Genomic DNA, 18,985 nt, shown 5'->3' on the forward strand with positions numbered 1-18,985 from the left:
AGCGCCTTCGCGCGCCTTTCGGAGACAGCGCTCCATGAATCTGAACGGGAAGTCCGTGGCCCACGGCCACGGCCGTTTCTACCTGCCCCTGCGCCGACTCGGCGGCATCGGCCTGCTGTGCCTCGTCCCCCTCGCGTCCCTGCCCGCCCTGGCCGATGCCCCGGCCCAGGACGACGACGCGCCACTGGAGCGCAAGCAGCGCTTCGAGATTCCCGCGCAACGGCTGGCCACCGCCCTGCTCGTCTTCGGCCAGCAGAGCGGCCTGCAGGTCAGCGCCGACAGCGAACTGCTGGAAGGCCTGCGTAGCCAGGCGGTGTCCGGCCAGATGAGCGCCTGGGACGCGCTCAACCAGCTGCTGCAGGGCAGCGGCCTGCACTGGCGCTACGGCGAGCCGAACCTGGTGTCGCTGTTCCGCGTCGACCTCAGCCATGCCATCCCCACCGCCGACGTCTGGGTGCGCGCCACGCGCGAACAGGACTTCCAGGGTGCGATGAGCTTCGACCGCGAGCTGATCGAGCGCATGCCGGCCGGCAACGGCGACATCACCAGCCTGCTGAAGATGGACCCCAACGTGCAGTTCGACGACGCCCAGCTGAGCAGCAAGACGCCCGGCGAGATCGACCCGGCCAACGTCAGCATCAACGGCGCCAAGTACTGGCAGAACCTGTTCCTGGTCGACGGCGTGAGCATGAACAACGACATCAACCCGGCCGCCGACGCCGGCAGCGCCACCAACATGACCGACGTGCCCGGGCGCAGCCAGGGCCTGGCCCTGGACACCGACCTGCTCGACTCGGTGACGGTGCTCGACAGCAACGTGCCGGCCGCCTACGGCGGCTTCAACGGCGGGGTGATCGAGGCCAACACCCGGCAACCCACCCGGGAGCTGCATGGCAAGGTCTCGGCCCAGGTGAGCCGCTCGGAGTGGACGCGCTACCACATCGACGAACGCGACCAGCAGAGCTTCGAGGACTCCACCAGCTACCTCAACCAGCCGGAATTCGACAAGCTGGTGCTGCGCAGCACCCTCGAAGGCCACGTCACCGACGACTTCGGCCTGCTGCTGAACTACTCCTCCAAGCGCTCGACCATTCCGCTCAAGGGCTACAACGCCAACTACAGCGACCCGGCCGAGGGCGTCGACAAGGACCAGACCCGGCGCATCGACAACTACTACCTCAAGGGCGTCTGGCAGGCCCGCGACGACCTCGCCTTCGAGGGCGCGCTGACCTACGCGCCGCAGGACAACCGCTACTTCATCGTCAACGGCCGCGACTCCATGCTCGACATCGAGTCCGGCGGCTACCAGGCCAGCCTGCGGGCGATCTGGGACGCCTCGCTGGCCAACGTCACCCAGACCTTCGGCTGGTCGCGCCTGGACAACTCCCGCGACAGCCAGACCAACTACTACAAGGGCTGGCGCTGGTCGCCGGAGAAGAACTGGAGCGCGCCCAACGCCACCAGTTCCACGATGCTCAGCTCCGAGGGCAACTACGGCGACATCGAGCAGCGCCAGACCAGCCTGACCTACAAGCTCAACGCCGACTGGCATCCCTGGCACCTGCTGGGCAGCGAGCACGAAGTGCAGACCGGCCTGGAGCTGGCCCGGCAGAACGCCTACTACGAGCGCCTGGAGGAATTCCAGTACGGCTCGCTGCTCAAGGGTAGCGACGCCTGCGTGGAAACCGACTGGTGCTCTTTGAGCCCGGCACCCTACTTCCCCAAGAACCAGGGCCAGGCGTTCACCCAGCTGAACGTCTACGAAGCCGGCAAGATCGAGCTCGACACCACCTCCTGGGCGCTCTACGCCCAGGACCGCATCGCCATCGGCCGCCTCACCCTGCGCCCCGGCCTGCGCCTGGACGGCGACGACTACATGGACAAGAAGACCCTGGCGCCGCGCTTCGCCGCCGAGTACGACCTGTTCGGCGACGGCCACACCCGCTTCAGCGCCGGCGCCAACCGCTACTACGGGCGCAACATGTTCGCCTACCGCCTGTACGACGGCCGCAGCGCCCTGCAGTACAAGATGACCCGCGCCAGCGGCGGCGCCGACTGGGGCGCCCCGGTGCGGACCCTGAACGACACCCGCTTCAACCAGCTGGACATCCCCTACGACGACGAGTGGACCCTGGGCGTCAGCCAGTTGGCCTGGAACACCGAGTTCGCCCTGAAGTACGTGCACCGCGACGGCCGCGACCAGATCATCCGCACCCAGGGCCGCTACCTCGGCCAGCCGGCCAGCGGCGACCTGAGCACCAGCTACTACACCTACACCAACGACGGCAGCAGCGAGAGCGACATCCTCACCTTCACCGTCACCCCGCAGCGCCGTTTCGAGCTGGCCGGCACAAGCAGCATGCTGCAGCTGGCCCTGGACTGGACCGACGTGACCAGTTCCAACGTCGACTACTCCACGGCGGTCAGCGAGGCCGACCTGGCCGACCCGATCATCCAGTACGACGGCAAGTTCATGCGCTACTCCGAACGCCCGGCGGACAACTTCAACCGCCCCTGGACCGCGCGCCTGACCACCATCACCGAGATCCCCCGGGCCAACCTCACCTGGAGCAACTTCCTGCGCTACCGCGCCGGCTACCGGCAGATCATCGACACCGGCGACAGCGTGGACTACCAGGGCACCCCGGTGGACGTCTGGGAAGAAAAGCGCCAGAGCGCAGTGGTCACCTGGGACCTGCGCCTGGCCTGGGAGCAGCCGACGGCGAAGGACCAGGCGGTGTTCGTCAACCTCGACGTGTTCAACGTGCTCGACAAGGTCGCGGTGAGCACGGTGAGCAGCACCTCCGGCATCCCCATCTACGAGGTCGGCCGCCAGTTCTGGGTGGAGGTGGGCTATCGCTTCTAGGACGCTGCTGGCCGCCGGGCTGCTGCTCGCCGGCCTGGCCCACGGCGAGGACTGCGCCACGCGCCTGGAGGCGAAGCCGGTGGACTACGCCTGCCTGCGCCAGGTCTACAGCCGGCCCGCTGCGCAGTGGCCGGAGCCCCATGTCGACCCCGGCGTGGCCTGGCGCGAGCTGGCGCCGCTGTCCGCGCCGCCGGCCCAGGACAAGCGCCAGGTCGACCTGGGCAAGCGGCTGTTCTTCGACCCGTTGCTGTCGCGCTCCGGGCAGATCGCCTGCGCCTCCTGCCACGAGCCGGACCTGGCCTTCGCCGACGGCCGCCGCGTGTCCTTCGGCCACGACCGCCAGGCCGGCACGCGCAACGCCCCCAGCGCGGCCATGGCCGGCCACTTCGCCAACCTGTTCTGGGACGGCCGCGCCGGCAGCCTGGAGCAGCAGGCGCTGATGCCCATCGTCGACGCCGCGGAGATGGCCTTCGCCATCGACCCGCTCCTCGAGCGCCTGCGCGCGCACCCAGACTATCCGCGGGCCTTCGCCGACACCTTCGGCAACGTGCCGATCGACGCCGCTCAAGTGGGCAAGGCGCTGGCGGCTTACCAGCGCAGCCTGACGCCCCGGCGCGGCGCCCTCGACCGCTTCCTGCTGGGCGACGGCAAGGCGCTGAGCGACACCCAGCTGCATGGCCTGCACCTGTTCCGAGGCAAGGCGCGCTGCCTGAACTGCCACCAGGGCGAGGCCCTGAGCGACGACAGCTTCCACAACCTCGGCCTGACCTACTACGGCCGCCGCTACGAGGACCTCGGCCGCTACCGGGTGACCGGCCGCGCCGAGGACGTCGGCGCATTCCGCACGCCCTCGCTGCGCCAGGTCGCGCGTACCGGGCCCTGGATGCACAACGGCCTGTTCGGCGACCTGCGCGGCATCCTCAACATGTACAACGCCGGGATGTTCCACCCGCTGCCGACGGCCCGGCAGAAGGACGACCCGCTGTTCCCGAAGACCTCGCCACTGCTCGAACCCTTGCAACTGGATGCGCAGGAGCTGCAGGCATTGCTGGATTTTCTCCAGGCGTTGTAGGACATGCCGATACACCGGCCCAGCTCCGGTTCCCCGGGAGCCAGATCGGGCCCAGGCGGCAAGAACCCCAGGCCAGGCGGTTGGCACGGTTTTCCGGCGCGGTGACACAGCCCTGTGCGACGCGCTACCCCAAACAGGTGCGGCTGTTACCGCGGGCCCCAAAGTGGCGCGACAGGATCCGCCTCGGCGCTCGACATGCCCAGGGATTTCTCACGTTTCTGGCCCCATCGGCAGAGTGGGTCCCGAGTAAAGCCCGCTGCGCAGTAGAAATCCGCGTTCACACCGGCAAGCCCTCCGAGTCGCGTCGCTGGCCTGTTTCCTGCTTACTCAAGGGTCGTGCCGTGCAACGCACGGCGCCGCCCGACAAGAATAGAAAACCCCGTGCACCTGTAGCCGCCCCCCTGAGGAGATTGCCCCATGATTCCCGCGATGAATCAGCTCGCGAACCTGGTTGGAAACATCGGCAATAGCGGCTTCGATCAGGACTTCTACGCCTTCTGCCACGAGTTGCTGCAGGTCGACCAATGCACCGTGTTCCGCTTCGACCAGCAGGGTTCGCCACAGTGCCTGATCGCCGAGGCACGCCACAGCCATTCGCGCGACATCGCCCGGCAACTCGCCCAGGAATACACCGACGGTGCCTATCGCCGCGACCCGAACCTGGCGCTCGGACAGGTTTCGACCAGCCCGAGCGACCAGTTGATCGTGCGCTGCGTCTCCCCCAGCCACATCCGTGATACCGGCTACCGCAAGCGCTTCTACGATGAGGCCCTGGTACGCCAGGAACTGGCCCTGATCGCCTCGATCAACCAGCAGACGTTGTACTGCAGCTTCTACCGCAGCGAAGACCAGCGCGAGTTCGCCAGCGAGGACGCCAGCCAGATCCAGCAGCTGGGCAACGTCCTGGCGCAGACCCTGGGCAAGCACGCGGAAATCATGCAACTGCGCGAAAGCGCCGGCGCGCGCCTTCCGGAGCCGGCAAGCCTGAGCCCGGAGCGCCGCGAGCGCATGTTCCAGGAACTGCGCGCCTCGTTGCTCAAGGCCGCCGGCGGGCTGACCCAGCGCGAGGCGGAAATCTGCGCCTCGATCGCCCTGGGCTACACCACCCTTGGCATCAGCCTGAACCTGGGGATTTCCATCAACACCGTGGCCACCCACCGCAAGCGCGCCTACGCCAAGCTCGGCATCTCCAGCCAGAACGAGCTGTTCGCGCGCTACTTCGACAGCATGGGTGCCACCGCCGTGCTCAACTGAAGCGCGAGGCCGCCTTGCGGCGGCCTGGCCGCTTCAGCGCCGCCAGCGAATCCGTACGACTTCGTCACCCAGCATGCGCTGCAGATGTTCGGCGACGATGGGCTCCAATTCATCCAGCTCCTGCGCCTGCGGTGTCTCCAGGCGAACCCGCAGGGCACCCGCCTCCACCCACAGCACACAGCGCGCCGGGACGAAATCGATTTCCCCGCGGCCCTCATCGAAACGCACGCTGAAGCGATGCGACCAGTGGCGACACAGCTTCGCCAGACAGATGCCCGGTTTCCGGCAGCCCACCCAAGATTCACTGACGAACATGCGCCCCCCTTCGAATGCAAAAGCCCCGGCCGCCAGAGACGGCCGGGGCATCGATGCGGCACGGCTGGCTTCAGCCGACCTCGTCGCAGACGGTGTAGACCTCGCTGCCGATGACATGCCCGGACGACTCGATGATCGCCCGCGCCTCCGCCGACCAGCTCATGTCGTGCACCTGCCGCGGATCGTCGGTGCGCACCACGTAGATGACCTCCTGGCTGCCCACCACCGGCGCGCACATCACATCCTCGATACCGCAGGCGCGGCGAGCCTGCACGTGCTCGAGAAATACCCGGTGCCATTCGGCGAACGGCTTGGCGATACGGATACGACCGAAGACCAGGGCCATGCCAACCTCCTCACTCGGGTTTGCGGATATCGCGGGCGAGCGCCGCGGCGGCATCGATCACCGCTTCCTGGTGCGGCAACAGCTCATGCCCCTTCATCGCCACGAAGATGTCACGGTGCGGGTCGACCACCCCGCTGTCGATTCCCGACAACTCCTCGAACACCGCCAGCCCCATGAACGGGATGGTGAATTCGTTGTAGCCGCCCTCGTGGGTGACCAGCAGCCGGCCGCCGGCGAAGCGTTCGGCGATGCCGCGCAAGCGCGCGATGAACCAGCGGAAGGCCTCGCTGTGCAGGATCATCCGCCCCAGCGGGTCCTGAGCCCCGGCGTCGTAGCCGCACGGCACGATCACCAGTTCCGGCTCGAAGCGCTCCAGCGCCGGCAGCACCACCCGCTCGAACGCCGCCTGGTAGGCGCCGAAACCACAACCGGCCGGCAGCGGCACGTTGAGGTTGTAGCCTTTCCCGGCGCCTTCGCCCACGTCCTCCAGGAACCCCGAATCCGGCGGGAACCACTGGTCCTGGTGCAGGGAGATGGTCAGCACGCTGGGGTCGCGCCAGAACACACGCTCGGCGCCATTGCCGTGGTGCACGTCGAGGTCGATCAGGGCCACCCGGCGAATGCCATGGCGGGCCTGGGCGTGGCGCGCGGCGAGCGACGCATTGGAGAACAGGCAGAAGCCCTTGCCTTCGTCAGGCTCGGCATGGTGCCCGATCGGCCGGGTCAACGCGTAGGCGTTGTCCACCTGGCCGCTGCAGATCGCGTCCACCGCGGCCAGGCATCCACCGGCGGCGAGCTTGGCGATATCCACGCTGCCACGGGTATAGGGCGCGTCGAAACCAGCGATGGCGGCGGCTTCCAGGTTGCCCGCCTCGAGCTTGTCCAGGTATGCCGGGGTATGTACGCGCAACAGCTCCTCGCGGCTGATCTCGCGCGCCTTGATCGGCGTCAGGTGCTCGCTCAGGCCGCTGGCGTCGAGCAGGTTCTTCAGGCGCCGCTTGGTTTCCGGGTTCTCATGGTGCCGGCCCGGCTGCAACGGATAATCCGCCGGCAGGATGCCGGCATAGCGGCCCTGCTCGTGCCACATGAAACGCTCATTCCACATCAATCCGGTCTTGCGACTCATCCGCGACTCTCCAGTTCCCGTCGACAATTCAGGCCGCTGCCTGCGTTGCTTGCATTGTGCGCCGGCCACGCCCAGGTGAAATACCCGCCCTGGGTGACAGGCCCGCCCGGTCACCCTGCCGGGGTACAGCCGATATCCGCCCGGGATGGCAACCTTGCATCGCAGCTCGCGCCTGCGCGCGGGCCAGTATCCACCGTCCGAGGAATAGCCCGATGCCACTTGCGTCCTTCATCGACAACGCGCAGATCGCAGCCATACGCCGGCCACTCGAAGAGGCCTCCCTGCTACCGTTCAATTGCTACAGCGACCCGGCCTTCCACGCCTTCGAAGTGGAACGGGTCTTCATGCGCACCTGGCAGGCGGTCGGCCGCATCGACCAGGTCGCCGAGCCGGGGCAGTTCTTCACCCGCGAGCTGTTCGGCGAACCCATAGTGGTCGTTCGCGACGAAGCGGGGGAAATCCACGCGCTCTCCAACGTCTGCCGCCACCGCGGCCGGCAGGTGGTGGAAGGTGCGGGCCACTGCCGCAACCGGCGCCTCACCTGCCCCTACCACGCCTGGAGCTATGCGCTGGACGGCCAATTGGCGAGCGCCCCGCACATGGAGCGCACGGCCCGTTTCGACGTGGCGGACTGGCACCTGCCACCGTTGGCGGTGGACATCTGGCAGGGTTTCATCTTCGTCAACTTCGACCGCGAGGCAGCCCCGCTGTCGCCGCAGCTCAAGACGCTGGACGCGCTGCTGGAAGGCTACGACATGGCCAGCATGGGCTGCGTCGACTTCGAACGCTACCAGGGCCGCTGGAACTGGAAGAGCACCCTCGACAACTTCAGCGAGGCCTACCACCAGCCGCCCATCCATACCCAGACCTTCGAACCATGGTGCCCGGCGAAGCTGGCGGTCTATGAAGACGTCGACGGCCCCTACAACCTGTTCTACATGCCCACGGGGGACAACCAGCCCTTCCCCACCACGCTGCCGCCGATCGCCGGGCTGCCGGAGCACTATTACTCGACCGCCATCGTCATCAATGTCTTCCCGCACTTCCACCTGCTGATCGACTCCTCGTCGGCCATGTGGCTGGACTGGGACATCCGCTCGGTCGACGACCACGACCTGGTCTGGCGCCTGGTGGCGCCGCGCTCGACCCTGGCCCTGGCGGACTTCGAGGCGCGCAAGCAGCGCCTGCACGATGCGCTCAAGCCCGTGTGGGAAGAGGACGAATTCGCCTGCCTGGGGCATGCCCGCGGCGTGCGCTCGCGCTTTGCCGAGCAGGGGCGGATGTCGTACATGGAAAAGGCCCTGCATCAGTTCCACAACTGGCTGCTGGACCAGTACCTGCACGATACCCAGGGCCAGGCCCGGCAGCCGAACCTGATCGCGCTCGGCTGAAACCCCGCTCAACCGGGCGTCGCTGCGTCGGCGACGTTGCGACGGCCCGGCAGGTCATCGAGCATGAGCATCAGCGCCACGCCGGTGCGGCCGCTGATCTCGCCCAGGCTGACACCGGCGGCCAGCTCCACCAGCAGCAACCCGCGCGGGGTCACGTCGATGACGCCCAGCTCGGTGATGATGCGGCTTACCACCCCCGCGCCCAGCAGCGGCCCCTCGCACTGCGCGACTATCCTCGCGCTGCCGTCCGGCCGGCAATGCTGCATCAGCACCACTACGCGCCGGGCGGCGGCCAGCCGGTCGATGTCGGCCCCCGTCGCATCGGTCATGACAAGATCGCCCTGTTCCGAGACCTGCTCCGCGCGGATGAACAGCAGGTCCAACCGGCCGCCGCGCACCAGCTGCAGCCCCTCCATCGGCGTCAGCCGAACCTCGCCGGCCTGCCGAGGCGGCCTGTCGCCGCCCTGGCAGGGACGGGCCACGTGCATGCCGTCGATCCACCAGAACTGGCGACCAGCCTCGACCCGTTGCAGCACGCGCGGCGCCACGCCGTAGCCCAGGCCGACGCAATATCCGTCCAGGACCTCGCGTGCCGCGCGTTGGCACATCTGCTCGGCTGTCCAGCTCATGGCGCCCTCCTCGCCTTGCCTCGAAACGAAGAAAGCCGCCAGCGCGGGCGGCCTTCGGTCACGCCCGGTCTCAGGCGTGGGTGCAAGCCTCTTCGAAGGACAGGCGCGGCAGCCGTGGGTAGAGCCTGCTGTCGTCGCCGTAGCCGAGGTTGCAGAGAAAGTTGCTGCGGATACTGGTGCCGGCGAAGAACTCCCGGTCCAGCCGCTGGCTGTCGAAGCCCGACATGGGGCCGCAGTCCAGCCCCAGGGCGCGCGCCGCCAGCATCAGCCAGGCGCCTTGCAGGCTGCTGTTGCGGAAGGCGGTGAGTTCGGCCGCCTCGGCGTTCTCGCTGAACATGGCCCGTACGTCGGCATGCGGGAACAACATCGGCAACTGCTCCCAGAAGGCCGCGTCGTAGCCGATGATCACCGTCACCGGTGCGCTGAGCACCTTTTCCACGTTGCCCGGGTTCAGGCACGGCTGCAGCCGGCGCTTGCCGTCGGCGCTGGTGACGAACACCAGGCGCGCCGGCATGCCGTTCACCGCCGTCGGCGCATAGCGCACCAGCTCCCAGAGCTGGCGCAGCAGCTGGCTGCCGACCGGACGCGGCAGCCAGCCGTTGTGGCTGCGCGCTTCGCGGAACAGCAGGTCGAGACCGGCGGCATCCAGTGCGCGGGTCCGCTGGCGGATACCCTCGGCCATTTCCAGAATCGAATTCATCGCACTTCCTCTCGCGAAGGGGCCGGCCGGCACCTGGCGCCGGCCGGCATCGGCTTACCAGGGGTTGGCCGCGAAGACGCGGTCAAGCACCTCGATCACCTCGTCGACCTGCTCGGTGGTGATGGTCAGGGGCGGCGAGATGATCAGTTTGTTGACGATGGTGCGCAGCATCACCCCGCTGTTCACGCAGCCCTCGGAGATGGCCAGCGGATAGGCGTCCTGCGGGCCGAACGGCTCCTTGCTCTGGCGGTCCTTGACCAGCTCGATGGCGATCATCAGGCCCTTGCCACGCACGTCGCCGATGGCGCGGTGCCGCTCCTGCAGCTCGCGCAGGCGGCCCAGGAAGTAGTCGCCGACGCGCGCGGCGTTGTCCGCCAGGTTCTCCCGCAGCACGATGTCGATCGCCGCCAGGCCCGCCGCGCAGGACACCGGGTGCCCCGAGTAGGTGTAGCCGTGCATGTAGACCGAGGTGAAGCCGGCGTCGCGCTCCCAGGCCGAGGCCACGCGCTGGTTGACCAGCGTTGCGCTGAGCGGCACGTAGCCGCTGGAAATGCCCTTGGCCAGGCACATGATGTCCGGCTTCACGCCCCAGCCGCGCGAGCCGAACAGCGATCCGCTGCGGCCCAGGCCGGTGATCACCTCGTCGGCGATCAGCAGCAGGCCGTACTTGTCGGCGATCTGGCGCAGGCGCGGCCAGTAGGAAGCCGGCGGCACTATCACGCCGCCGGCGCCCTGGATGGGTTCGGCGATGATGGCGGCGATGGTGTGCGCCCCCTGGATCTCGATCTGCCGCTCCATGATCTGCGCGCAGATTTCGGCCAGCTCCTCCGGATCCTGGGTGAAGGGGTTGCGGTACAGGTGCGGCCCTTCGACCTGGATGAAGCCGGGCATCAGCGGCTCGTAGCTGCTGCGCCAGGCGATGCCGCCACAGGCCGACATGCCGCCGAAGTTCAGGCCGTGATAGCCGTTGTACAGCGAGATGAACTTGTACTTCTCCGGCTGGCCTTCGAGCTTCCAGTACTGGCGGGCGATCTTCAGCGCGCTTTCCACCGCGTCGGAGCCGCCCAGGCCGAAGGACACCTTCACCATGCCCTCGGGCGCGGCGATCTCGGTGAGCTTCTGCGACAGGGCGATGGCCGCCGGGTTCGAGCTGCCGGGGAACAGCGAGTAGTAGGCCAGCTGTTCCATCTGGCGGCTCACCGCGTCGACGATCTCCTGGCGGCCATAGCCGGCGTTCACGCACCAGAGGCCGCCCTGCAGGTCGATGAAGCGGCGCCCGTCGATGTCGGTGATGTATACGCCGTCACCGGAATCGATGATCAACGGCGGGTTGTCCTGCAGCGCCTTAGGGTCCTGCATCGGGTGCATCAGGTGCACGGTGTTGTGTTTCTTCAGCCAAGCGCTGTTGCTACTGTTCATGGTCCACTCCAACGGGTGCGTAGAAGGCAGGGGCGCGCCGCAAGGCGCAGCCTTGAGCCCACTCTAGGCAGGGCCGGGCGATGCGTATCTACCCTCAACGGGTGAGACGCCGGGCGAAAAAAAGCCGCCCGTGCGGAGCGCGCGGGCGGCAAGGCGTGGCCCCGGAGCAACGACGGGCCACGGACGGTAGACGCAGGTCAGCGCACGTAGCCGTGCGCCGCTCCGAACAGCTGCTCGCGCTCGGACCAGTTGTGGCGCGCGTCCCAGTGCTCGAGCACCGCCATCGCCTCGCGCTCGTACAGCGCATCCATCTCGGCGGTGGCGCTGTGCACGCTCAGCTCCAGGCGGTGCCCGGACGGGTCGAAGAAGTAGATCGACTGCAGGAAGTCGTCGTGGTTGACCGGGCCGAGCACCTCGATGCCCTTGGCCTGCATTTCGGCCTTGGCCCTGAGCAGGGTGTCCATGTCCTGGACGCGGAAGGCGAAGTGCTGGACCCAGCCGGGGGTCTGCGGGTCGCGCCCGGACTCGGCCCCCTCATCGTTGGGCAACTCGAAGAAGGCGATGCAGCTGCCGTCCTCCATCTGGAAGAAGATGTGGATGTGCGGGCTGTAGGCGCCCGTGGAGGGCACGTGGTCCTCGCCCATGGCATGGATGAATTTTAGGCCCAGGATCCCGGTGTAGAACGCCACGGTTTGCTTGGCGTCCTTGCAGCGGTAGGCAGCGTGATGAAGGCTTTTGCAGAGCATGGAATGACCTCCCAGCAGGGGCTTGTGGTGGTTCAGCGGGACAGCGGTTCGACCACCTGGTCGATGGCACCGAAGACCGAGTTCCCGGCGTAGTCGAAGTGCTCGATGCGCACTCGCTCGCCGAACTTCAGCAACGGCGTGCTCGCCGTTCCGGTATTGATGGTTTCCATCGCGCGGAACTCGCCGATGCAGCCGGCGCCGACGCTTTCGTCTTCATTGGAGACCGTGCCCAGGCCCACCAGGGTGCCCGCCTCGAAGGCGCGGGTGCGGGCGACGTGGGCGATCATGTGGCCGTAGTGGAATGGCGTATCGATGCCGGTCTCGATGTCGCCGAACAAGGCTCCGCGCACCCAGCACTTCATCTTCCCGGAGACCAGCTTGCCGTCCCACAGCGGCCCCAGCTCGTCGGGGGTGACCGCGATGGGGCCGAGGCTGGAGGCGGGCTTGCCGGTCAGGAAACCGAAGGTGCGCTTGAGCTCGGCGGGGATCAGCGCGCGCAACGATACATCGTTGAGCAGTACGAACAGGCGCACGTAGCCGGTGGCTTCTTCGGCGCTGACGCCCAGCGGAACGTCGTCGGTAATGGCGGCGATCTCCGCCTCGAAGTCGATGCCCAGGTCGTCGCTGGGCAGGCGGATCGGGTCGTTCCACGCCATGAAGCCGTGGGAGATACCCTGGTAGACCAGCGGAGCGTCGAGGATGTCTGCCGGCAGGGTGTCGCCGCGCGCCGCGCGGTTGCGGCGGATGTGGCTCAGGTAGCAAGCGCCGTCCAGGTACTGGTAGCTGCGCGGCAGCGGTGCGGCGAGCGCTTCCCGCTGCAGGGCGAAGGCAGCGGCCGGCTGCCCTTCGTTCAGCGCCTGGTACAGCTCGCGCAGTGCGGGCTCGACGCGCGCCCAGTCATCCAGGGCGGCCTGCAGGGTCGGGGCGATGGCGCCGGCCCTGACCGCGCGGCTCAGGTCCCGGCTGACGACGACCAGTTCGCCGTCGCGGCCGGATTTCAGTGATGCAAGTTTCATAGCGGTGGCTCCAGTGCAGCGGCAGGCGGGCCTGCCATGGGCGCCGCGGGCGCGGCGCGGTAGAAAGGGCGCGCTCAGCGCGATGCGGCTTCGAACAGGGGATGCAGGTTGTTGCGGTTGAAGAACAGCGCGGGCTCGAAACTGCCGACCTCCATCGACAGCGCAACCAGGCGCCGCGCCTGCAATGCCTGCCAGTGCTCGCAGAGCGTGGCGAACACCGCCCGCCCCACCCGCTCACGGACTTCCACGGGGCGGGCGGCGCTGAGCTTGAGTTCGACATGGATGCCGGCGTACGGCCGGGCGCCATCGGCGAAGCGATAGACCTCCACGCGCCGCGCCCGGCTGCGGATGCCGCCGACCGGGAACAGCTGCGACTCGATGAGTTGCCCATGGACGCGCTCGAACAGCTCCGGCAGGCCCAGCTCGCCTTCCAGGTTGGCGCTGTATTCGACGATGAGGTGCGGCATGTCAGGAGACCCGCACCAGCACGGTCTTGGTCTCCAGGTAGCCGTCCAGGCCCTCGCGTCCCAGGTCGCGGCCGAAGCCGGACTGCTTGGTCCCGCCTTCGGGCAGCCCGGGATAGGGGAAGCCCTCGGTGTTCACCGAGACCTTGCCGCACTTCAACCGCGGCACAAGCCGGTGGACGCGGCCGAGATCGCGGCTCCAGACGCTCGCCGCCAGGCCATAGGCGCTGTCGTTGGCGAGGGCGGCGGCCTCGTCGAGGTCATCGAAAGGCAGTACCGCCAGCACCGGGCCAAAGATTTCTTCCTGCACCAGCGCATCGCTCTGGCGCACATCGGCAAGCACCGCCGGGGCGACGAAGTACCCGTCGGCCTGCGGCGACTGGCGCCGGGTCAGCAGGCTGGCGCCGCCCTCCCGGGCACGCTCGATGTAGCCTTGCACCCGGGCCTGCTGCCGCGCATTGATCAGCGGGCCGAGCTGGCTGGCCGGATCCAGCCCCGCCCCCAGCACCAGGCTGTCGGCGCGCCGGGCCACGCCTTCGACCACCCGGTCGAAGATGCCACGCTGCACGTAGAGCCTCGAGCCGGCCACGCAGATCTGCCCGGCATTGGTGAAGATGGCATTGGCCGCGCCTTCGATGGCCTGCTCCAGGTCGGCGTCGTCGAAAACGATGGTGGGCGATTTGCCGCCCAGCTCCAGGGTGACCTTCTTCAGGCTTTCCGTGGCCAGCCGGTTGATGTGCTTGCCGGTGGCGGTGGAGCCGGTGAACGACACCTTGCTGACCAGTGGATGCCGTACCAGCGCTTCCCCGGCGACGCTCCCCAGCCCGGTGACGACATTGACCACGCCGGCCGGGAAGCCCGCCTCGGCGACCAGGCCGGCCAGCGCCAGGGCGGTCAGCGAGGCATCCTCGGCGGGCTTGAGCACCACCGTGCAACCGGCGGCCAGGGCTGGCGCGAGCTTCCACACCGCCATCATCAGCGGCACGTTCCACGGCACGATGGCGGCGACGACTCCCACCGGCTCGCGGGCGGTGTAGGCGAAGAACTGGCTGCCGGGGAAAGGCATCTTCACATCCAGCGTGTCGCCGGCGATCTTCGACGCCCAGCCGGCCATGTAGCGCAGCACCCCGGCTGCCCCGCCGACGTTGATCCCGGCGAAGGCCAGCGGCATGCCGTTGTCCACGCACTCCAGCTCGGCGAACAGGCCGGCATCGCGCTCCAGCAGCCCCGCCAGGCGCAGGATCAGGCGTTCACGCTCCAGGCTCGGCAGGTCGCGCCAGGCCGGACGCTGCAGCGCCTGGTGGGCGGCGCCGACCGCGGCGTCGACCTCGGCCTCGCCGGCGGCGGCGATGCTGCTGACCTGGCGGGCGCTGGAGGGGTCGAGCACGGGCAGGCTGTTGCCGGCGACCTGCCAGCGGCCATCGATGAAATGGCCGTGCTGTCGGTCGAGGAAGGCGCGGGCGGGTGAGCTCAGACGGTCGTAGGCATTGCTGGCGATGGCCATGGAAGCGACTCCTTTCACCCCGGCAGCGGGGCATTGAACATGCTCGCCATGCTAGGGGCCGGCCTGCGTCTCACCCATACCCGCGGAGGGTGACCGCCAGGCCGGACTCGCGCCCGCGGGGGCACCCCTGGGCGCTGCCAGGCCATTTCTGTGAGCAGGTGTTCAGCGCGCCGAGGGCGCTTCAGACGAAGTCGTAGCGCCGCGCCGCCAGCTCGACCGCCACGCGCCGAGGCGCCCCCAGCGACAGCAGCAGAACCAGGCCGACCAGCAGGTTGCTCCCCGCCACCGCCCAGCCCAGGGCGCTGACGCCATGCCATTGAACCAGGGCCCCGCCGAGATAGGCGCCGCAGGCCATGGACAGGAAGAAGGCGCCGCCGATGGCCGCGCAGCAGCCCCCGAGCGGGTCATGCCGGGCGCTCAGGCCCTGCAGGTAGGGCAACAGGAAGTAGGCCGCGCCCAGGTTGCCGGCCAGCCCGAGACCGAAGCTCCAGGCACCCGAGGCATGGCTGGCCATGAGGTTCGCCAGGGCATGCAGCAGCAGCGCGCAGGTCAGCGGCCAGAAGCTGCGCAGGCGGGTATTGATCAGCCCGCACAACGCGCTGCCCGGCAGCGCGCCGAGCACCGACAGGGACAGCGCCAGGTTGATCGCCGACTCGTCGAGCCCGGCCCCCTCGCCCATCAGGTGCGCGAAGGTGAAGGCAGCGCCACTGGTACAACCAAAGACGAAGACGGCGACGACCAGTGCGTAACAGGTCGCGTTCGGCAGCCCCAGGCGGCGCCGCACCGGCGAGTCCTGCAGGCACAGGCGGGCCGGCAGCGCCAGGCTCGCCGGCGCCAGCGCGAGGCACACCAGCGTCAATACCAGGAACAGGCCGAGGGCCGGCCAGGCGGCACGCAGGGGCGCCAGCGAAAACAGCAGCGCCGAGCCGAACAGGACATTGGCCAGGTTGGCCTGGGCCAGGCGCCGATGCGGCTCGCTGGCGGCGGCCAGCGCGGCATTGGCCAGGGCCATCAGCACGCCCTGCCCCATCCCGCAGAAGAAGCGTAGCGCCAGCAGGCCGGCCAGCGTTTCGGCACGCCAGGAGAACAGTTGCGTCAGTACCAGCAGTGCGCTGCCGAAAATCGCCAGGCGGCGCACCGGCAGGCGATCCGCCGCGAGCGAGAGGCCCAGCGCGGCGAGAGCCAGGCCGAGCATTTCCACCGCGGCCACCGCCCCCGCGCCCGCTTCGCCCAGGCCGCGTCCGCCGATCAGCTCGAACACCAACTCCGGCGCCACCCAGCCGCCGATATTGCTCAAGCAGTAGACGAGGGTCAAAACGACGAGGCTGCAGGCAACGGTCGGTTGGCGGGCGATCATGGAGCTGTCTCCGGTGCGGATGACGAATGGCTTCGAGGCAGGTTATGCGCCAGCAGGCCCCCGCCTCCTCCCCTCGAAGGGTGACCCGGGCAGAGAATGATGCCCCTAGGGTGCCACGCGCAGCCGGCTTCCGTCGCTGAAACGCGAGAAACGGTAGGCTTCGGGCGCGCAGGACGGCGGGCGTGCACAGAGCATATCGGCCAGCAGCCAGCCCGCGGCCGGGCCCATGCTCAAGCCATAGGCGGAGAAGCCGGTGCACAGGAACAGCCCGGGCAGCGCGTCCACCGCGCCGATCACCGGCACCGAGTCGGGGGTGGCGTCGATCATCCCGGCCCAGTGCTCGGTGACACGCGCCTGGCGAAAGGCCGGGAAGGCCTCGGCCATGTTGGCCAGCGTCTTCAGGTTGAGGGCGACATCCGGTTTCGGGTCGAGCATGCGCCGCCGTTCGAAAGGGCTGACCTCGTCCAGCGCCCAGCGACGTGGCAGGCACAGGTCGGCGAAGGACTCCCGCCCCAGGCGCACGCGCATCTGCCGCCACTGGTTGCGCAGCGCCGGCAGGAAGTCGAAGAACAGGCGGAAGCTGTCCAGCGTGACGTACGCCGTGTGACCGCTGGAGGGGCCGAATACGTAGCCGCCTTCGGCGTCGCGGCGGAAAGCGTAGCCATCGGCGGCGGCGCAACTGGCCGGGCCCCCCGCCAAGGGGGCGACGCGGACCAGCGACGAGTGAATCGACAGCTGGGGCAAGGCCACCCCGGCATTGCCGCAGAACAACCGCGACCAGGCGCCGCCGGCCACGACCACCTGGCTGCAACGGATGCGGCCGCGCTCGGTAAGCACCGCCTCGACGCGCCCCGCGCTACGCTCGATCCCCCGTACGGCGCATGGCGCGAAAATCCTTGCACCCGCTGCCCGCGCGGCGTCGGCCAGGGCGGAGGTGGCCAGCGAGGGCTCCACGCGGGCATCGCTGGGCTGGAACAGCGCCCCGGCATAGGGACGCCGGCAACCAGGAAGGTGCTCGGCCAGTTCAGCGTTGGAAAGCAGCCGCGCATCGACGTCGTCGAAGCCTTGTACGCTATCCAGCCAGGCCTGTTCGCGAGCGATGTCCGCCTCGCTCTCGCACAGGTGCAGCAGCCCGCACCGCTCGTAGCCCAGGCGCCCGGGGCCCAGCTCTTCCGCCAGCTCTCGCCACAGGCGCTTGCTCAGGGTGGTCAGCTCCATCTTCAGCGGGTCCAGCCCCAGGCTGCACAGCCAGCCGAAAGCGCGGCTGGACTGCTCGCCGGCGACCTGCCCCTTCTCCAGTACCACGCAATCCACGCCGCGGCGTGCCAAGTACAGGGCGGTGCAGATGCCGGCGATGCCGGCGCCGACGATGACCACCCCGGTTTCCTCGGGCAGCCGCGTATCGACGCTGACGGCCCGGGCACGACAATGGCCGGCTACCGGCGGCGATGGAAGATCGTTCTGTGAAATACCCATGATGTGCCCTTGTACGGCTGTCGTGAACTGAACCCGGGGGCCAGCGCGGCCGGACTGTCTGCCCGGCGTAATGCGCAGGCTGGCGCGCCCGGAGGGCGGCGCGCCGGCCCCCTGGATTCAGCGCTGGTACTGGTCCAGCAGCCAGTTGTGGAACTGATGGACGGACTTCTCCTGCGGCGACAGGCGCCCCTGCGCCGTGAAGCGCGAGCGTGCCCCCCGGGCCACGCCTTCGCAGGCGAACACGTCTTCGTCCCAGACTTCCTTGATGTAGCCGTAGAGCTCCTGCTTGAGCGCCGGGAAGTTCTCCATCGCGGCCGTCCGGGGCGGCACCAGCATGCGCCAGATCAGGTCGTGGTCTTCGCTGCCGCGGATGTCCCAGTCCAGCCACATCACCGCGCTGGGGTCGATCAGCAGGTGGAACAGCGGAAAGACGTTGACCACCACCAGCCCCTTGAAGATGGCGCCGTCCAGTTCGGGCAGCACCGGCTGGAAAGTGGCGCCGGGGGCGGCCGGAATCCAGAACAGGTTGTAGGGCCCGTCGACGTCGTCATAGACCGCCGTGCGCCCGGGCACCAGCGGGTCGATGCCGGCGTGGATGGTGGGCTGGTGGTAGGCCTCGGTGAAATTGTCCATGGTCGCCTTCCAGTTCCACGGCGCCTGGTAGCGGTCGAAGTCCAGGCAGGCCATCTCGGCGAGGCGCAGCGGCTCGAGTATCTTGTCCAGGGTCTTGAGCTGCGGCGACAGGGGCTGGGCATCGGCGTCGAAATTGACGAACACGAAGCCCTGCCAGACATCCAGCCCCAGGCGCGGCAGGTGGTAGTCGGCCTTGTCGAAGTCCTCGGCCTCGTTCATGAACGGCGCGCCGCGCAGCTCGCCGTCCAGGCCGTAGCTCCAGCCATGGTAGGGGCAGACCAGGTTGCCCTTGCAGATGCCGCGGCCATCGACGATCACCCGGTTGCGATGGCGGCAGACGTTGTTGAACGCGTGCAGGGTGCCGGCCCTGTCGCGGGTGAGCAGTACCGGCTCGCCGAACATTTCACGGGCCAGGTAGCTGCCCGGCTCGGCGAGTTCGGAAACGTGCGCCAGCGGCAACCAGTTGCGCATGAACACCTTTTCCACGTCCAGGGCGTGGCTGCGCGGGTCGGCATACAGGCTGGCCGGCAGCAGCGCGGCGCGCTGCAACGGCCGGCGCACGGCGTCGACCTGCTCCTGGCTGGCGAACTGGGCCAGGTCTGGCGCTGGCGGCGGATAGATCATCGAAGTCATCAGGCTCTCTCTATCGAACTTTGTGCAATCAGGGGAAG

At 68.4% G+C, this 18,985-nt stretch carries 17 protein-coding genes; 4 read left to right on the plus strand and 13 right to left on the minus strand.

Translation table 11 applies throughout. The features are described 5' to 3' along the window. The first annotated feature begins 34 nt into the window (after window positions 1-34). The 3 genes from VV867_RS14670 (at window position 35) to VV867_RS14680 (ending at window position 5,192) form a co-directional block, all read left to right on the plus strand. On the plus strand, window positions 35-2,866 hold the full coding sequence (locus VV867_RS14670; protein WP_328566786.1) for a TonB-dependent receptor: 2,832 nt from the start codon (window positions 35-37) through the stop codon (window positions 2,864-2,866). A gap of 79 nt (window positions 2,867-2,945) precedes the next feature. Further along, complete coding sequence (locus tag VV867_RS14675; RefSeq protein ID WP_328566787.1) at window positions 2,946-3,938, plus strand: cytochrome-c peroxidase; 993 nt, start codon at window positions 2,946-2,948, stop codon at window positions 3,936-3,938. A gap of 429 nt (window positions 3,939-4,367) precedes the next feature. After that, complete coding sequence (locus tag VV867_RS14680) at window positions 4,368-5,192, plus strand: helix-turn-helix transcriptional regulator (RefSeq protein ID WP_328566788.1); 825 nt, start codon at window positions 4,368-4,370, stop codon at window positions 5,190-5,192. Between the two features lie 33 nt (window positions 5,193-5,225). Here VV867_RS14680 and VV867_RS14685 read toward each other — a convergent pair whose 3' ends face one another. From VV867_RS14685 to VV867_RS14695, 3 genes are all read right to left on the minus strand, one after another. Continuing rightward, window positions 5,226-5,507, minus strand: coding sequence for a DUF2218 domain-containing protein (locus tag VV867_RS14685; protein ID WP_328566789.1), 282 nt, complete (start codon window positions 5,505-5,507; stop codon window positions 5,226-5,228). 70 nt (window positions 5,508-5,577) lie between these two features. Continuing rightward, entirely contained in the window at window positions 5,578-5,853 is a 276-nt protein-coding gene (locus VV867_RS14690) for a hypothetical protein (RefSeq protein WP_328566790.1), read from the minus strand. A 10-nt stretch (window positions 5,854-5,863) separates the two neighbouring features. Beyond that, window positions 5,864-6,979 (minus strand): class II histone deacetylase, encoded by a 1,116-nt coding sequence (locus VV867_RS14695; protein WP_328566791.1) that lies wholly within the window; start codon window positions 6,977-6,979, stop codon window positions 5,864-5,866. Window positions 6,980-7,191: 212 nt separating this feature from the next. On the opposite strand from VV867_RS14695, the gene VV867_RS14700 reads away from it, so the two are divergent. Continuing rightward, complete coding sequence (locus VV867_RS14700) at window positions 7,192-8,370, plus strand: aromatic ring-hydroxylating oxygenase subunit alpha (RefSeq protein ID WP_328566792.1); 1,179 nt, start codon at window positions 7,192-7,194, stop codon at window positions 8,368-8,370. Between the two features lie 8 nt (window positions 8,371-8,378). Here VV867_RS14700 and VV867_RS14705 read toward each other — a convergent pair whose 3' ends face one another. From VV867_RS14705 to VV867_RS14750, 10 genes are all read right to left on the minus strand, one after another. Next, window positions 8,379-8,999, minus strand: a complete 621-nt coding sequence (locus VV867_RS14705; protein WP_328566793.1) for a CoA-transferase — start codon at window positions 8,997-8,999, stop codon at window positions 8,379-8,381. A gap of 70 nt (window positions 9,000-9,069) precedes the next feature. Next, a complete protein-coding gene (locus tag VV867_RS14710) occupies window positions 9,070-9,699 on the minus strand; it encodes a malonic semialdehyde reductase (protein ID WP_442965029.1) in 630 nt (209 codons plus the stop codon). Between the two features lie 54 nt (window positions 9,700-9,753). Next, window positions 9,754-11,118 carry an aminotransferase class III-fold pyridoxal phosphate-dependent enzyme gene (locus VV867_RS14715; protein ID WP_328566794.1) on the minus strand — a complete coding sequence of 455 codons (1,365 nt, stop codon included), beginning with the start codon at window positions 11,116-11,118 and terminating at the stop codon, window positions 9,754-9,756. A gap of 197 nt (window positions 11,119-11,315) precedes the next feature. After that, complete coding sequence (locus VV867_RS14720) at window positions 11,316-11,864, minus strand: VOC family protein (protein WP_328566795.1); 549 nt, start codon at window positions 11,862-11,864, stop codon at window positions 11,316-11,318. A gap of 32 nt (window positions 11,865-11,896) precedes the next feature. Beyond that, complete coding sequence (locus VV867_RS14725) at window positions 11,897-12,880, minus strand: fumarylacetoacetate hydrolase family protein (protein ID WP_328566796.1); 984 nt, start codon at window positions 12,878-12,880, stop codon at window positions 11,897-11,899. 74 nt (window positions 12,881-12,954) lie between these two features. Further along, window positions 12,955-13,347, minus strand: coding sequence for a 5-carboxymethyl-2-hydroxymuconate isomerase (locus VV867_RS14730; RefSeq protein WP_328566797.1), 393 nt, complete (start codon window positions 13,345-13,347; stop codon window positions 12,955-12,957). A gap of 1 nt (window position 13,348) precedes the next feature. Next, window positions 13,349-14,848, minus strand: a complete 1,500-nt coding sequence (locus VV867_RS14735; protein WP_328566798.1) for an aldehyde dehydrogenase family protein — start codon at window positions 14,846-14,848, stop codon at window positions 13,349-13,351. 181 nt (window positions 14,849-15,029) lie between these two features. Beyond that, window positions 15,030-16,205 carry a hypothetical protein gene (locus VV867_RS14740; RefSeq protein ID WP_328566799.1) on the minus strand — a complete coding sequence of 392 codons (1,176 nt, stop codon included), beginning with the start codon at window positions 16,203-16,205 and terminating at the stop codon, window positions 15,030-15,032. A gap of 105 nt (window positions 16,206-16,310) precedes the next feature. Then, window positions 16,311-17,681 carry an NAD(P)/FAD-dependent oxidoreductase gene (locus VV867_RS14745; protein ID WP_328566800.1) on the minus strand — a complete coding sequence of 457 codons (1,371 nt, stop codon included), beginning with the start codon at window positions 17,679-17,681 and terminating at the stop codon, window positions 16,311-16,313. Window positions 17,682-17,798: 117 nt separating this feature from the next. Further along, a complete protein-coding gene (locus tag VV867_RS14750) occupies window positions 17,799-18,947 on the minus strand; it encodes an aromatic ring-hydroxylating oxygenase subunit alpha (RefSeq protein WP_328566801.1) in 1,149 nt (382 codons plus the stop codon). Window positions 18,948-18,985 lie beyond the last annotated feature (38 nt).

The sequence above is a fragment of the Pseudomonas sp. JH-2 genome, assembly GCF_036231725.1.
In the GTDB taxonomy this organism is placed as follows: domain Bacteria; phylum Pseudomonadota; class Gammaproteobacteria; order Pseudomonadales; family Pseudomonadaceae; genus Pseudomonas; species Pseudomonas delhiensis.